12 protein-coding genes are annotated in these 14694 nt (G+C 62.4%); 8 read left to right on the forward strand and 4 right to left on the reverse strand.

The genetic code is table 11. The features are described from left to right. The first annotated feature begins 12 nt into the window (after positions 1-12). The 4 genes from O6760_RS11435 (at position 13) to O6760_RS11450 (ending at position 3225) form a co-directional block, all read left to right on the forward strand. Positions 13-990: a WD40 repeat domain-containing protein gene (locus O6760_RS11435; RefSeq protein WP_269585489.1), complete on the forward strand. Its 978-nt coding sequence runs from the start codon at positions 13-15 to the stop codon at positions 988-990. A gap of 14 nt (positions 991-1004) precedes the next feature. After that, entirely contained in the window at positions 1005-1505 is a 501-nt protein-coding gene (locus O6760_RS11440; RefSeq protein ID WP_269585490.1) for a DUF2937 family protein, read from the forward strand. Positions 1506-1592: 87 nt separating this feature from the next. Beyond that, positions 1593-2492, forward strand: a complete 900-nt coding sequence (locus O6760_RS11445; RefSeq protein ID WP_269585491.1) for a LysR family transcriptional regulator — start codon at positions 1593-1595, stop codon at positions 2490-2492. A gap of 193 nt (positions 2493-2685) precedes the next feature. Beyond that, positions 2686-3225: a TetR/AcrR family transcriptional regulator gene (locus O6760_RS11450; protein ID WP_269585492.1), complete on the forward strand. Its 540-nt coding sequence runs from the start codon at positions 2686-2688 to the stop codon at positions 3223-3225. 203 nt (positions 3226-3428) lie between these two features. On the opposite strand, the gene O6760_RS11455 is transcribed toward O6760_RS11450, so the two are convergent. After that, complete coding sequence (locus tag O6760_RS11455) at positions 3429-4502, reverse strand: Glu/Leu/Phe/Val dehydrogenase dimerization domain-containing protein (protein WP_269585493.1); 1074 nt, start codon at positions 4500-4502, stop codon at positions 3429-3431. A 293-nt stretch (positions 4503-4795) separates the two neighbouring features. Here O6760_RS11455 and O6760_RS11460 point away from each other — a divergent pair, with 293 nt between their 5' ends. Then, entirely contained in the window at positions 4796-6673 is a 1878-nt protein-coding gene (locus O6760_RS11460) for a HoxN/HupN/NixA family nickel/cobalt transporter (protein WP_442969923.1), read from the forward strand. A gap of 25 nt (positions 6674-6698) precedes the next feature. Here the strand turns inward: O6760_RS11460 and O6760_RS11465 are convergent, their stop codons facing one another. From O6760_RS11465 to O6760_RS11475, 3 genes are all read right to left on the reverse strand, one after another. Further along, complete coding sequence (locus tag O6760_RS11465) at positions 6699-7457, reverse strand: gamma-glutamyl-gamma-aminobutyrate hydrolase family protein (RefSeq protein ID WP_269585495.1); 759 nt, start codon at positions 7455-7457, stop codon at positions 6699-6701. A 70-nt stretch (positions 7458-7527) separates the two neighbouring features. Continuing rightward, a complete protein-coding gene (locus tag O6760_RS11470; RefSeq protein WP_269585496.1) occupies positions 7528-8196 on the reverse strand; it encodes a response regulator in 669 nt (222 codons plus the stop codon). A 7-nt stretch (positions 8197-8203) separates the two neighbouring features. Beyond that, positions 8204-9565, reverse strand: a complete 1362-nt coding sequence (locus O6760_RS11475; protein WP_269585497.1) for a cache domain-containing protein — start codon at positions 9563-9565, stop codon at positions 8204-8206. A gap of 188 nt (positions 9566-9753) precedes the next feature. On the opposite strand from O6760_RS11475, the gene O6760_RS11480 reads away from it, so the two are divergent. The 3 genes from O6760_RS11480 (at position 9754) to O6760_RS11490 (ending at position 14653) form a co-directional block, all read left to right on the forward strand. Further along, positions 9754-10854, forward strand: coding sequence for a TRAP transporter substrate-binding protein (locus O6760_RS11480; RefSeq protein WP_269585498.1), 1101 nt, complete (start codon positions 9754-9756; stop codon positions 10852-10854). A 76-nt stretch (positions 10855-10930) separates the two neighbouring features. Continuing rightward, positions 10931-11965, forward strand: a complete 1035-nt coding sequence (locus tag O6760_RS11485) for a TRAP transporter small permease subunit (RefSeq protein WP_269585499.1) — start codon at positions 10931-10933, stop codon at positions 11963-11965. 21 nt (positions 11966-11986) lie between these two features. Then, the gene (locus O6760_RS11490; protein WP_269585500.1) at positions 11987-14653 is read left to right on the forward strand and encodes a TRAP transporter large permease; all 2667 of its coding nucleotides are present in this window, start codon (positions 11987-11989) and stop codon (positions 14651-14653) included. Positions 14654-14694: the final 41 nt, after the last annotated feature.

Below are 14694 nucleotides of genomic sequence, written 5' to 3' on the forward strand. Positions count from 1 at the left end.
GGATCGACCGCCGTGCCGACAATCGCACCTGTTGAGCTGGACGGCTTTGTCGTTCGTGCCGGCTTCTTGAAAGACTGCGCCTGGTTCGCTTCCGGCGAAGGGGAGATCCTGTTTTCCGGGGTGGGCGAAACGAAACATGCTCCCCACAAGGGCGGGCTGCTGGCCGCAGAGCCGGCGCTGGACAAGTCCTGCCTGATCACCTCCGGAGACGACGGCTGCATCTATGCCACCGCGCCCGACGGGTCGGGCGGGCTCGTTGCCGAGCGTGCGCGCAAGTGGATCGACCTGATCGCGGCCGGACCGTCCGGCGCGGTCGCCTTTGCCAGCGGGCGCACCGCCTGGGTCCGTCTCGGCGACGGCCGCGAAAAGGAATTCGCGCATGAGCGTGCGGTCGGCGGCCTTGCCTTCGCGCCCAAGGGCATGCGTCTTGCCGTGTCCCGTTACGACGGAGCGACGCTCTGGTGGGCGGGCACCGACGGGGACCCGGTCGAGTTCAGCTGGAAGGGCGCGCATCTGGGGATCAGTTTTTCCCCGGACGGCAAGTATCTCGTCACGGCCATGCAGGAAAATGCATTGCACGGATGGCGCCTGTCCGACACGCAGGACATGCGCATGACCGGCTATCCGGCCAAGGTGAAGTCGTTCAGCTGGTCAGCGAAAGGCAAATACCTGGCAACTTCCGGCGCGAATGCCGCAATCCTCTGGCCTTTTTCCGGCAAGACCGGGCCGATGGGTCAGGCGCCGCTGCAACTTGGGGCAAGGGGCGACAATCTGGTGTCGGCGGTGGCCTGTCATCCGAAGGAGGATGTCGTTGCCGTCGGCTATCAGGACGGCATGATCCTGATGTGCCGGTTCGAAGACAATGCGGAAGTCCTGCTCAGGCGCCCGGGTCAGGGTCCGGTGTCGACCATGGACTGGGACGCGAAAGGGGAGCGGCTCGTTTTCGGCACGGAGACCGCCGAAGCGGGGATCATAAGTCTTAGCGACTGACGGGGAAGGTTGGGATGGCGCGGGTCCTGATGCTGATTGTGATGCTGGTGAGCGGCACGGCGACGTCGCAGCTGCCGGAATTCTCACAGCAATACAGGCAAAGACTCGGCGGTGCGATCGACGCGCTGCAGGAGATCCTGGCGGATTTCAACCGGGATGCGGCCGCGCACGGGCTGACCACCGCCGAAGCAATTGCCCGCCAGAAGGAATCCGAGGACCCTTTCATAAGGGCACGCGGCACCAGCATGCTCAATGCGGAAATCCGCCTGAGCCGGCTGAAGCAGCAGCAGGCCGAGCTGGAGACGGCGGGGCCGGTTCAACGGCTGATGATTTTCGCGCGCGGCTTCGACCCGCAGCTGGCACAGGCAACCGCCGAAGACTACGAACCTGCCGTGCCCGTGACGGCGACCGGTTTCGTGACTGCCGGTGTCGGCGCCCTGGCCGGGCTGCTGACGATGCGTCTCCTGATCGGTGTCGGCCGTCTCGGCCGCCGCCGCGGGCCGAGGACGGACTGAAACCGGACCTGTGCCAAGAGCTTTGACGCTTGTGCGGAAAATACGCTAAGCAACTCGCCTGTTACTTGCCCACGGGAAGGATGCCGGATGGATGCGATCACGCGGATGCGCTGCTTCATTCAAGTTGTCGATTCGAACGGATTTTCCGCGGCAGCCCGGGAAATGGGCAGGTCCAAGGCACTGGTATCCAAATATGTGGGCGAACTGGAAGACGAACTGGGGGTCCGGCTGCTGAACCGGACGACCCGGCAGGTGTCGCTGACCGAGGTCGGTGAAGCCTATTACAAGGAAGCCCTGGAGATCCTTCAGCGGATCGATGACCTTCAGGCCTCCGTTCAGTCGTCGCATCAGGAAGTCCGTGGCCGTCTGCGCGTGTCGGCGCCCAGGTCGATGGGTGACGACATGCTCAACAAGGCCATGATGCAGTTCCTGGTCCGCTATCCGGAGATCACGCTCGACTTGCGGCTCGAAGACCGGTTCGTGGATCTGGTGGAAGAAGGCTTCGACCTGGCGGTGCGGGTGACCCAGCTGGACGACTCCAGCCTGATCGCGCGCAAGATCGCCCCCTTCCGCACGGTGGTGTGCGCGAGCGCCGCGGCGATCGAGAAATACGGTGCTCCCAAGGTGCCTGCCGATCTGGCGTCGCGCCCCTGCATCATCGACACCAATTACCGCTACAAGCAGAACTGGGCTTTCTACGAAAATGGCGTCCGGCAGTCGGTGGCGGTCAAGGGGCCGCTTGAGGTGAACAGCGCGGCCGCGGCCCGGGAGGCCGCCCTCTGTGACCTGGGCTTTCTCAGAACGCCGCTGTTTTTTGTTTCCGAGGACATTGCCGCCGGCCGGCTGGTCACGCTTCTGGAAGAGTATGAGGAGCCGCTGCGCGGAATCCATGCGGTCTATCCACATCGGCGTCACCTGAGCGCCAAGGTCCGTGCGTTCGTCGATTTTCTGGTTGAATGGTACTCGCAGAGCAAGAGCTGCACCTGAAAGGACAAGTGATTTCGGATGGTTGAAACGCTGTCTGCGACGGGCCGTGTTTCCCTGAAAAGCTGCGGAAATTCTTTCTATGTGTGACCTGCAGATAGAATTTCCGCCATGGGTAATTACGTAAAACTACGTGGATTAAGGTTCCGGATAAGTTTGACTTGAAAATGTGATGTATACCAACCACTCTCGAGTCATGAATGACGCCCAACAGCATATTGCCGCGCGCCTGGAACAGGTGTTCTGGAACAGGGGTTTCGCGGAGCCGAGTGTACCTGAACTGCGGGCCGGTGTCGGCGTCAGCATGCGGACTCTCTACCGCCATTTCCCATCGCGTGAAGCGATGGTTCTGGGAGCGCTCGAACATCGGCACCGCCGCTATATGGAATATGTGCGCGAAGGGGTCAGCGAACCGGGACTGGCGGCGGCCGAGCAATTGTTTGACAAGCTGGGCGGCTGGATGCGCATGACCGAAGGCAAGGAGTGCCTGTTCCGCCAGGCGCTCGCGGCCAATCCCGACAGCGGCGAAATCGAATCCATGGTGAAGCGTCACAAGGGCGAGCTGCTGCGTTTCTTCGGCGAGCTCAGCGGTCAGGAGCAGTTTGCCTCGAAGCTCTATCTGCTGCATGAGGGTGTGACTGCCTGTTACGCCGAAATGGGCGAAACAGCGGTGGAAGACGCGAAGCTCCTTGTGCAGCAGATGTTCAAGTCCGCGAACGAGCGGCTGTTGTCCTAGGCTGTTGTCACGACAGCCCAGAGCTTATCCATCGATCAAAAAACGGCAGGCGACCTCGGTTCGAGGCAGTTGGCCAACTCTCGTCGGGTCATTCCGGATCTGGCCAAGCGGCTGGGCTGCAGACCGTTCGGAATGATGGTGCGAGGTTGCACAAAAAACGGCGGGTTGACCGCCGTTTTCCTTTCTGCGCGCGATTTTTTGTTTCAGGCGGCTTTCGCCTTGGCGAGCCGTTCCTCGGCCATGGTGTCGGCCACCCTTTCCGGAGTGGTCCCCTCGTCGGCTGCGCGTTTGAAGATGGCAGCCAGGGTGTCGCCGATGGCAAAGGTCTTCTGCCGAACCAGATTGTCCCCGCCGCTCGGCGTGGCCAGCGCGATCGAGATCACGCCGCCCGCATTGATGGCATAGTCCGGCGCGTAAAGAATGCCGCGCTTGCGCAGGGCTTCGCCGTCCGCCGGGGTTTCGAGCTGGTTGTTGGCGGCACCGGCAACAATCTTCGCCTGGATGTGCGGAATGGTCCGGGCGTTGAGGCCCGCTCCAAGTGCGCAAGGCACGAAGATGTCCGCGTCGACCATGTGGGCTTCGCCCGGGTCGACGGCCGTGGCGCCAAAGACCTCGATGGCCTTCAGGACGGCAGGGGCGTGAATGTCAGAGACGATCAGCCTGGCGCCGGCCTCGTGCAACTGGCTGGCAACGTCGTAGCCGACATGGCCGAGCCCCTGGACCGACACGGTCTTGCCGGAAAGGTCGCTGTTGCCGAAAACATGCCTGGCCGATGCCTTGATGCCTTCAAAGACGCCGAGCGCGGTATAGGGAGACGGATCGCCGAGACCGGTGGCCCTTGTGCCGCGCACATGATCCGTTTGGCGGGCAACCGCTTCCATGTCGTCCGGTGATACGCCGACATCCTCCGCGGTGATATAGGTGCCGGCCAGGCGGTCCACGTGGCGTCCGAAGGCTTCCATCAGGGCCGGCGTCTTGTCCTTGCGCGGATCGGCGATGATCACCGCCTTGCCGCCACCGAGATCGAGCCCGGCCAGGGCGTTCTTGTAGGTCATGCCGCGGGACAGGCGCAGGGCGTCGGTCAGTGCGTCCGCCGGCTTCTCGTAGGGCCAGACGCGGCAGCCGCCGAGGGCAGGTCCGAGCGTGGTGTCGTGTATGGCGATGATTGCGCGCAGACCGGTGGCCGTGTCCTGGACGAAAACCACATCCTCGTGGCCGTTCAGTTCCGGATGATCGAATACCGCGCTGTGGTAGACGGTTGTGTGCATGGCGTTCATGGCTGGCTCGGCAGTTTGGTTATTGTTATGAATATTTTACGCCTGAATCAGGGAATTTTGTCTTTAATCTCCTAAATTCCGACCTCTGAGCGGTTTGTATGTTCCTCAATTAGCCAAATATCACGAAAATCATTTCCTTGCGGTTTTGCGTTGCGAAACCATCCTGTCATCTTCCTGCCGTCTTCTCTGGCCAAGGGAAGCGGAGCGTGCCATGTAAACATGTTACATCTGATACCTGGTGAATGATGATCTTACGGTTCCTCATTGCCCGTGCGTGCAGGACCTGCCTGAAAATGGGCGGCCGGCTGTTCATGGGCCTGTTGCTTGTCCTGGGCACCCTGACCGGACTTTCGGCTCATCCTCATGTTTTCGTGGAGGCGCGGTCCAAGCTGGTCTTCGACGACGCCGGCGAGGCCGTTGCCGTTCGCCATATCTTCCGCTTTGACGATGCCTTCACAGCCTTTGCGATCCAGGGCTTCGACAAAAACAATGACGGGATCTACTCGCGCGAGGAACTGAGCGAGCTGGCAAAGGTCAATATCGAGAGCATGGCCGATTTCGGCTATTTCACCTTTGGCGACAACACGCGTATCGAGCTCGATTTCAAGGCGCCGACGGATTACTGGCTCGAAGTGGCGAACGTTCCGCTCGAAAACTACTGGGCGATGAAGCCGGAAGACTTCGAGGCCATGCAGGAAGACATCGAGATGAACGGCGGCTCGATGCCCGAGGATGTCGACCTGCTCGAGTTGCATTTCACGCTGCCGCTCAAGGATGCCAGCGACGCGGCTCATCCGATCACGCTCGATGTCTATGACCCGACCTACTATGTCGATTTCCGTTTCGGCGCGGAGGAAGAGGCCGTTGGCACGGTGAACGCACCGTCCGCCTGCCAGGTCACCCGGCGGGAGCCGCCGCCCCTCGACGATGCGACGGCCTATGCCCTGGCGCAAATCGGTGCCGACCAGCGCGACCTGCCGCCGGAGTTGCAATCGGCGGCCTCGTCCCAGATCAACCAGATGATCGTGACGTGTGGTGATGCGGCCGCGGCACCTGCGGGCACAGTGCCGCCGGCAACGGCCGCCGAGGCGATCGCGGCCGCGACATCCGACCCGGAGGCTGCCGGTCCTTCAGCGGCTGAACAGAAACGGGCGGAGGAGGTAACAGCCGCCGTGCAACAGGACGTGGCCGTCATCGACGGGGCGGCCCCTCCGGCGGTCCGGACCGGTTTCCTGGACGGGATCTTCGGTACGATCGCCGTCAAGCAAAAGGAATTCTACCAGGCGCTTGTTGCCAGTCTCAGGACATTCCGGAACAATCCGAATGCCGCCTGGCTGCTGATGGGCCTGTCCTTTGCCTATGGCATTTTCCATGCGGCCGGGCCGGGTCACGGCAAGGCAATCATCACCTCCTACGTGGTCGCGAACAACGAGACGCTGCGCAAGGGCATTGTCCTGTCCTTCGCGTCTGCCTTCGCACAGGCGCTGACGGCCATCGTGCTGGTGGGCGGGCTGGCGGTCGTGTTCAACCTGACCAGCATCGCCATCCAGGACACGGCGCGCTGGTTCGAGATCGGCTCCTACGTGCTGATCACAGGCCTTGGCGGCTGGCTGCTCTGGCAGAAGGCAGTTCGCCCGCTTGCCGCAGGCCTGCTTGCCCGTTCAGCGGAAAATGAGCTGGCCCTGGCCGGCGCCGGTCACGGGCACCCTCATCACCACGATCACATGCACCATCACCATGGGCACCATCACCACGGGCATCATCACGATCACGAAATCGGACCCGACGGGGTCTGTTCGACCTGTGGCCACGCCCATGCGCCGACACCCGACATGCTGACGGGCCGGATCACCATCGCCCGCGCCGCATCCATCATCCTGGCCGTCGGTCTGCGACCCTGTACCGGTGCGCTGGTCGTGCTGGTGTTCGCGCTGTCCCAGGGCATGATCGCTGCCGGAATCGCCTCCACGCTCGCCATGGCGGTGGGAACCGGCATAACGGTGTCGCTGCTGGCCGGTCTCGCGGTCGGTGCCAAGGACCTTGCCGTCAGACTGTTCGGCGAAGGCAGCCCGACGGCCGTCCGGATCCATCGGAGCATCGAGATCGTCGGGGCGGCGGTGGTGTTCCTGCTGGGCCTGACGCTTCTGATCGCGACGGTCGGCTGGGGATGACCGGGCTTGCCGTCACGCGGCGGGTTCAAAGACCAAGCCGCTTGACCCGATAGGCGCGCACGGCGTCGCCGAACGCTTCGAACAGCTTCTTTGACGGGCCGTCCGTGGTCACCCAGTATTCGGGGTGCCACTGGGTGGCGAGCACGTAGCCCGCGCTGTCGCGGACCGAGGCCGCTTCGATCGTGCCGTCTTCGGCGACGGCTTCCGTCACGAGGCCGTTGCCCGGGTCGCCGACGGCTTGCCGGTGCAGGGAATTGACCTCGAACGGCTCTTCGCCGAGGACCGCAGCAAGGCAGCCGCCGGTGGTCACTTCCACTGGATGGGCAATGCGGAAGCGTTCGTCCTGCGCGTCAGAAGTGGGTGCCCGGTGATCCTGGCGACCGGTCATCGCCTGGATTTCCGTATGAAGGGTTCCGCCAAGGGCGACATTCAGCTCCTGCATGCCGCGGCAGATCGCAAATACCGGAATACCGCGCTCCACGGCGCGCTTGAGCAACGGCAATGTTGTCGAGTCGCGGGCAGGGTCGTAGGGGCCGTTTTCTTCCGTCGGCACCTCGCCATAGAGTTCCGGATTGACGTTGGAACGGGAGCCGGTCGCGAGCACTCCGTCCACCTGGTCGAGTGCGGCGTCCAGGTCCAGGTCGGCCCCGAGCGAGGGCAGGATCATGGGGATTGCGTCAGAGCCCTTGAGAACGGCCTGCAGGTAGGTCGAGGTGGCGGCGTGCCAGTTATAGCCCTCGAAGGATTTCACGTCGGCGGTCACCAGGACGAGCGGTTTGGTCATTTGAAAGCCTGCGGAAAGTTGAGACACATGCCCCGAAACGGGAATGTGATCACAAAATAGATTGGAAATGTCAGTCCAGCAATCCCAGATCCTGCGCGACCTTGTAGAGCTGGGCGGCATTCTTGTTGCCGACCTTTTCGCGCAGGTTCAGCCGGTGGGATTCGACCGTGCGCACGCTGATGCCGAGCTCCTTGGCAACTTCCTTGTTGGGTTGGCCTTTCGCGATCGCGGTCAGCACCTGACGTTCCCGGTCGGTCAGCCCGTAGGGGTCCTCCACCGGGGCCGAGGTGCCGGCGCCGACGAGGGTCGGGCCGACCGCGGAGGAGAAATAATAGCCGCCATTGGCCACGCTGGTGATCGCGGTGATCATTTCTGCCGCCGAAATGTCCTTCAGGATGTAGCCGCGCGCGCCGACCTGGACGACACCGCGCACATATTCCGGATTGTCGTAGACCGACAGGATCAGCACGGCGACGTCGGGGTGTGTCTTGCGGATCTGGGTCGCGGCCTCCAGGCCGTTCATCACCGGCATCGAGACATCCATCAGCAGAACATCCGGCCGCAATTCCCTGGCCAGGGCCAGGGCGTCCCGGCCGTTGGTCGCTTCGCCGACCACCTCCAGTTCCGGAACCTTCAGCAGCCTTGCCCGAATGCCGTCGCGGACAAGTTCATGATCGTCCGCAAGAAGAACACGGATGGGTCTCGTGAAAGACCTGGGTGAAGGTGAATGCACTGTCATGATGCCATCATGCCGCTTTTGCCGCGGTGTTGTCGAGCGGCATCTGAACCTTGATCTTGGTGCCGCCCGCGGCGCGCCGGCTGAGGGTCAGTTTGCCGCCATAGGTTTCGATCCGTTCGCGCATGTTGCGGAACCCGAGGCCTCCGGATTTGGGGAGGGGGCGCGGCAGACCGACACCGTTGTCCTCCACGCACAACACCAGATGCTGAAGGCCGACCTTGAGGCTGATACTGACCTCGCTTGCGTGGGCGTGACGCGCCACATTGGTCATGCATTCCTGCACCACCCTGTAAAGCGCTGTCTTCGCGCCTTCCGACAGCCGGGTGTGGCATTGTTCGGCCGTCACGTCGACGATGATCCCCGACTGGTTCTGGAACTCCTTGCCCAGGCTTCCGAGAGCCGCGGCGAGGCCCATGTCGTCCAGCACGCTGGGCCGGAGGTCGCGCGAAATGCGCCGGACCTCGGCAATCGTCCCGTCAAGGGTCATCAGGCATTTCGCCGCCTGTGCCTGGAGATCCGGTTCGCGGTTGGCCTCGCTGTGGATCAGTTCAACGCCGTAGCGGACCGAGACCAGCAACTGGGAAATGCTGTCGTGAAGTTCGGTCGAGACGCGTTTGCGCTCCTGTTCCTGAACCTGAAAGATCCGGTTGGTCAGCTCTTTCAGCTTGCTGTCCGCGAAACGCTGTTCGGAAAAGCGCACACCGGCGATCAGCATGCCCGCGATGATGATCGCGGCCAGGGTGATCATGAAGATCACGAACAGCGTCTGGCGAATCGAGTGGGCGAAATCTGCCCGGATGGCGGTGACCTCGCGGGCAATGTCGTCGGTGTAGAGGCCGGTGCCGAGCATCCAGTCCCACTTGTCGAGCAGAATGGCGTAACCGAGTTTCTCCTCGATCGTTCCCGTCGACGGCTTGTGCCAGACATATTGATGAAAGCCGCCGCCACGCTTGGCCGCCGCGATCAGGTTGCGGATGACATGGTCACCGTTGTCGTCCTGGAGGTCCCACCAGTTTCCACCGACCAGGTGCGGCAGTTTCGGGTGCACGATATTGGTGCCGTCAAGCGTGTAGACGAAGAAGTAGCCGTCATAGTCGAAGGTGAGATGCTGCAGGATCTCCTTGACCTCTCTTTGCGCGGCCGCCCGCCCGTTGGGTTCGTCCTGGTAGATTTTCTCGATAGAGGTCAGGGCCAGGCTGACATAGTTGCGGATCTCCTGACGCTTTGCGGCCAGGATGCGCTGCTCCACCTCCTGCGTCTGCGCGTTGATCAATTCGCGGGACTGGTAGTAGGTGGCGCCGCCGATCAGCAGGGACACCGCGATCAGCGGCAGGATCGTGATGAGCAGCAATTTTGTCTTGAACGTCACCTCATTCGCCCTCTTGTTGCGCTGACACGCGCTGCACCGAATAACTGTTGCGTAAGTCTCGGTAGTATTACTGAGAAGCTGCGCAGAACCACGAATAGCGCTCAGCCCCCCGGGTCAACTAGACATACGCCGAGATCGGTGCAAGTGTGTACCCGGTCCGCATTCGGGTCCGATTAGGGAGGAAACTAATGGATCGTCGTTCGTTTATCAAAAAGGCTGGCATTGGCGCCGGCGGTATCGCAGCCGGTTCTGCTCTGGCTGCTCCGGCAATCGCCCAGGGCACCAAGGACATGGTGATCGTGTCCACCTGGCCGCGGGACTTCCCGGGTCTGGGTATCCCGGCACAGCGTCTTGCCGCCCGTATCGCCGAGCTGACCGAAGGCCGCCTCAACGTCCAGTACTTTGCTGCTGGCGAGCGCGTGGGCGCGTTTGACTCTTTCGACGAAGTCGCATCCGGCAATGCTCAGGCCTATATCGGCGCTGACTATTACTGGAAGGGCAAGCATCCGGGCTGGGCAGCCTTCACCGCCGTGCCGTTCGGTCTGACCGTGACCGAGATGGACGCCTGGATCAAATATGGCGGCGGCCAGGAGCTCTGGGACGAGCTGGCTGGTGAGTTCGGCCTGAAGAACCTTGCCATGGGCAACACCGGCGTCCAGATGGGCGGCTGGTTCAACAAGGAAATCGAAACCGCCGACGACCTCAAGGGTCTGAAGATGCGTATTCCGGGTCAGGGCGGCGACGTCATGGCGAAACTCGGCGCGTCTCCGGTGTCCCTGCCGGGCGGTCAGATCTATGAAAACCTCGTCTCCGGCGCCATCGATGCAACCGAGTGGGTTGGTCCGTTCAACGACTACTTCATGAAGTTCTACGAAGCCGCGAAGTACTACTACTTCCCGGGCATGCACGAGCCGGGCGCGATGCTGGCCATGGGCATGAACAAGGCGTTCTGGGACGGCCTCGACAAGGTCGACCAGCAGATCATCATCGCTGCCTGTGCCGAGGAAAACGCCAACACCATGGCGGAAACCAACGCCAACAACGGTGCCTACCTCAACCGCCTGATCAACGAGCACGGCGTCGAGCTGCGTGAATTCTCCGACGAGATCTACGACAGCTTCGGTGAAGCCGCACAGGAAGTTCTGGAAGAAGCGATGGATCATTCCCCGCTCTCCAAGAAGATCTTCGAAAGCTTCATTGCCGCCCGCCAGGAAATCGGCAGCTGGATGGCGATTTCCGACGTTGCCTACAGCAACAAGCGGAACCGCGTTCTGGGCATTCCGTCCTAAGCGCGACTTGGGGGATAAAGGGACGGGAGCAATCCCGTCCCTCTTTGCTTTGACAAGATAAAAAGGCACAGCCACGATGACGGCCTTGGACGCGGTTCAAGACGGCTCGCCTGCCATGAAGTCCGGTGACGCACCTGCTCCCGGCGGCTCCCGCAAATTCCGCCTGTTCGGCTGGATCGTGCTTGCGGTCATGGCAGCGTATCTGATCAACAACTACCTGACATATTGGCAGGATCTTCCCGGCATCGACCCGATCTTCGGCAAGCCGGGCAACGGTTCCCTGCCGATCCTGTGGTCCTGGCTGCAGCTGGCTCTCTACGGGGCTCTGGTCCTTTCGGCCATAGCCTATGTCCTGCGCAGCGCTGACGACTTGCGCGCGGACAGCAAACGGATCAGTGACTTCAATGCCTTTTTGATCCGTGCCGCCTTCTTCGCGGTGCTGATCGTCGGCCTCGTCGACAGCGCGATTTCGTTTCTGCGCATCGAAGGGTTCCTGCCGGACATCGTAGGCGAGCAGCTCGCCGAGGATCTGGGCAAATCGAGATTTCGCGGCGCCTATGTGCACATGCCGCTGATCGGGCTGTCGGTCGTGATCGCCGCCTTCACGCGCACGCTCGGCTTTACCTGGCTGGCACTGCTGGTCGTTGGGGCGGAGCTGCTGATCGTGATCGGCCGGTTCGTGTTTTCTTATGAACAGGCCTTCCTGGCGGACCTGGTCCGCTTCTGGTACGCCGCCCTGTTCCTGTTCGCCAGCGCCTACACCCTCCTTGAGGAGGGGCATGTGCGCGTCGACGTCTTCTATGCCGGCATGTCGTCGAAGACCAAGGGCTACGTCAATGCCGTTGGCTCCGTGGTGCTCGGCATGAGCCTTTGCACGGTCATTCTCGTCATCGGCATGGGCGGCAAGCAGAACATCATCAACAGCCCGATCCTGACCTACGAGGTCACGCAGGCCGGTTTCGGCCTTTACGTGAAATACCTGATGGCCGGTTTCCTGGGTGTGTTCGCCGTTTCCATGCTGATCCAGTTCGTGTCGTATTTCCTGGACGCGGTTGCCGACATTCGCGGCGAGCCGGGTGGCCGGGATCATGACAGCCACACTGTTCAATAGCGCCTGACGAGACCAACAGACATGGAACTCTTTTTCCTTCTTCTTCTTGTGCTCCTGATGGCGTTTGCACTTGGCTCCGGTTTTCCGGTTGCCTTCGCGCTGCCAGGTTCTGCAATCCTGACCATCGGCATTGCCGCCGGCTCCGGTTATCTCTTCGCCGGCGACGTTGATGCGTATTTCTCTCACGGTGGTCCGGGCCAGTGGCTCAGCGCCGGGGTCACCAACTTCCGCGGCATTTACTGGGAGGCGGAGCGCGATACGCTGATTGCGATTCCACTCTTCGTCTTCATGGGCATCATGCTGCAGCGGTCCAAGATCGCCGAGGACCTTCTGGTGACCATGGCGCGGTTGTTCGGTCCGGTGCCGGGCGGTCTCGGCATTTCGGTTGTCTTCGTCGGCGCGCTGCTGGCTGCCACCACGGGCATTGTCGGCGCCACGGTGGTGGCCATGGGCCTGATCTCGCTGCCGGCCATGTTGCGCAACAACTACTCGGTTCCGCTGGCAACCGGCACGATCGCCGCTTCCGGCACGCTCGGCCAGATCATCCCGCCGTCCATCGTGCTGATCATCCTGGCCGACCAGCTGGCCAGCGCCGTCGACCAGGCCGGCTCGCTGCGGACCACGCTCTACAAGGCCAATACCGGCGAATTGTCGATGCCCTCGGATTTCTCCGTGGTGTCGACCAGCGCGGGCGAGATGTTCCTCGGCGCCTTCCTTCCGGGCATCGTCCTGGTCGGGCTCTACATGCTGTTCATTCTCGGTTTTGCGCTGCTCAATCCGAAATCCGCACCGGCCGTGCATGAAGAAGGCACGTTCACCCGGAAATTCGCCGTCAAGGTGGTGATCACCCTGGTGCCGCCGCTGGCGCTGATCTTCCTGGTGCTCGGTTCCATCATCGCCGGGGTCGCCACCGTGAACCAGGCCGGCGCGATCGGTGCCGTCGGTGCCATGGTCATGGCCGGCTACCGGCTTCGCGACGGCAAGCGCGGCGCCTATTCGCCCGCGATGATCGCGATCCTGGCCCTGCTCGGGCTGGCCGTGGTGATCAGCTTCTTCGGTGCGGTCAACATCAAGCTGATCCAGACCAGCGACGATTTGCTGGCGCTGATCCTCGCGATCATCGCCGTGTCGCTGCTGCTGATTGCGATCTTCTGGTCAGGCTGGCGCACGCTGACGCTGGAGAACACCCTGCGCGGCGTCATGGTGGAGACCGCCAAGACCACCGCGCTGGTATTCATCATCCTGCTCGGCGCGGCGATGCTGACATCGGCCTTCCGTGCCTTCGGCGGGGAAGAGCTGGTCAAGAACTTCCTGCAAGGGTTGCCGGGGGGGTTCTGGGCGCAGTTCCTGATCGTCATGCTGGTGATCTTCGTCCTCGGCTTCTTCCTCGACTTCATCGAGATCGCCGTTGTGGTGGTGCCGATCGTGGCGCCGATCCTGCTCGCCGACCCGTCCGCCAACGTGACCGCGGTCTGGCTCGGCGTGATGATCGGCCTGAACATCCAGACATCGTTCCTGACCCCGCCCTTCGGCTTTGCGCTGTTCTATCTTCGGGGTGTCGCCCCGGCCGTGGTCAAGACGCTGGACATGTACAAGGGCGTGATCGCGTTCATCTGTCTGCAGCTGGTGGCGCTCGGCATCGTCGGCCTCTATCCGCAGCTGGTGAACTATCTGCCCAACCGGTCGTCGCTGCTGTCGGAAACGGCACCGCCGCCGAAGAACCCGCGGCTGCAATACTGCATGGAACAGCTCGTGCACGAGGACTTCCAGGCCAATGGCGACCGCATCGTGTCGGCGATCGGCGCTGCGGAATCGATCGACATGAGCTACCTGCCGGAGAATCTGCAGAAGGACATGGCCGAGGGCTTCGAGAAGGCCCGCGAGGCCCTGCCGCAAATGCAGGCGATCAAGGACGCGGAAAGTGCTGTTGAGGCCGCTTCGGGCGACTACAAGCCGATCCATGTCGAGGTTCGTGCCCTGGAGCGGGACGCCCGTCGTCTCGACGAGCGGATCGAGGAACTCCAGGTCATCGTTGACCGGTCCGGCGAGGGTGCCGTCTACACGGTGGCGCAGGGCGAGAGGGCCCAGGCACGCATCGATGCGCTCAAGGAGCGGCACGATGCCATCCTGGCCCAGATCCCGGACACCTGGGAGGAGACCTACCAGACCTTCGCCAAGATCCAGAAGGCCGAGAACACGGCACGCCTGACCTATCGCCGCACGGTTGACCAGGCCTATGAGCCGGTGTTCGAACTGAAGGCGGTTCTGGCGGATGCCGATCTCGTTGCCAGCTTCAAGCCGGAGCTGGAGGCGCTGAAGGAGCAGGTGCGGCAACTCGAGCCGGCCGCGGCGGTTGATGCGATCGCCGAGATGCGGTCGCGCGTCGGCGACGCGGAAGGCACCAGCGACATCCGTGATGGACTCAGCGAAGCCCGCAAGATCATGCGCAGCAAGACGCCAAACGCCGACGAGGCGATCGCGGAGATCGACAATTCGATTGCCGCGCTGGATGCGGATCTCGCCTGGCGCCGGAAAGGGGCCGAGGAAATCCTGCCGCAGCTGGAAGCCTATGATGCGGCGGTGATCAACAACATCGGCCTGCGCGCGCAGAACCGTCTGCCGACGGACATGGCGCTCGACGTCGCCGCCTGCCTGTCGGACCACAGGGACGTTTCCCTGAGCTTCTGATCCGGACGGACATGAAAGACCACAAGGCGGGGGGAGCGATC

It is taken from the genome of Roseibium sp. Sym1, from assembly GCF_027359675.1.
GTDB lineage: Bacteria > Pseudomonadota > Alphaproteobacteria > Rhizobiales > Stappiaceae > Roseibium.

Bases quoted from the DNA above. Each gene is read 5' to 3' on its own strand.
- O6760_RS11485 (WP_269585499.1), top strand. From the start codon at position 10,931: ATGACGGCCTTGGACGCGGTTCAAGACGGCTCGCCTGCCATGAAGTCC.
- O6760_RS11455 (WP_269585493.1), bottom strand. From the start codon at position 4,502: ATGAACGCCATGCACACAACCGTCTACCACAGCGCGGTATTCGATCAT.
- O6760_RS11465 (WP_269585495.1), bottom strand. From the start codon at position 7,457: ATGACCAAACCGCTCGTCCTGGTGACCGCCGACGTGAAATCCTTCGAG.
- O6760_RS11480 (WP_269585498.1), top strand. From the start codon at position 9,754: ATGGATCGTCGTTCGTTTATCAAAAAGGCTGGCATTGGCGCCGGCGGT.
- O6760_RS11450 (WP_269585492.1), top strand. From the start codon at position 2,686: ATGAATGACGCCCAACAGCATATTGCCGCGCGCCTGGAACAGGTGTTC.
- O6760_RS11445 (WP_269585491.1), top strand. From the start codon at position 1,593: ATGGATGCGATCACGCGGATGCGCTGCTTCATTCAAGTTGTCGATTCG.
- O6760_RS11470 (WP_269585496.1), bottom strand. From the start codon at position 8,196: ATGACAGTGCATTCACCTTCACCCAGGTCTTTCACGAGACCCATCCGT.
- O6760_RS11440 (WP_269585490.1), top strand. From the start codon at position 1,005: ATGGCGCGGGTCCTGATGCTGATTGTGATGCTGGTGAGCGGCACGGCG.
- O6760_RS11460 (WP_442969923.1), top strand. From the start codon at position 4,796: ATGGGCGGCCGGCTGTTCATGGGCCTGTTGCTTGTCCTGGGCACCCTG.
- O6760_RS11490 (WP_269585500.1), top strand. From the start codon at position 11,987: ATGGAACTCTTTTTCCTTCTTCTTCTTGTGCTCCTGATGGCGTTTGCA.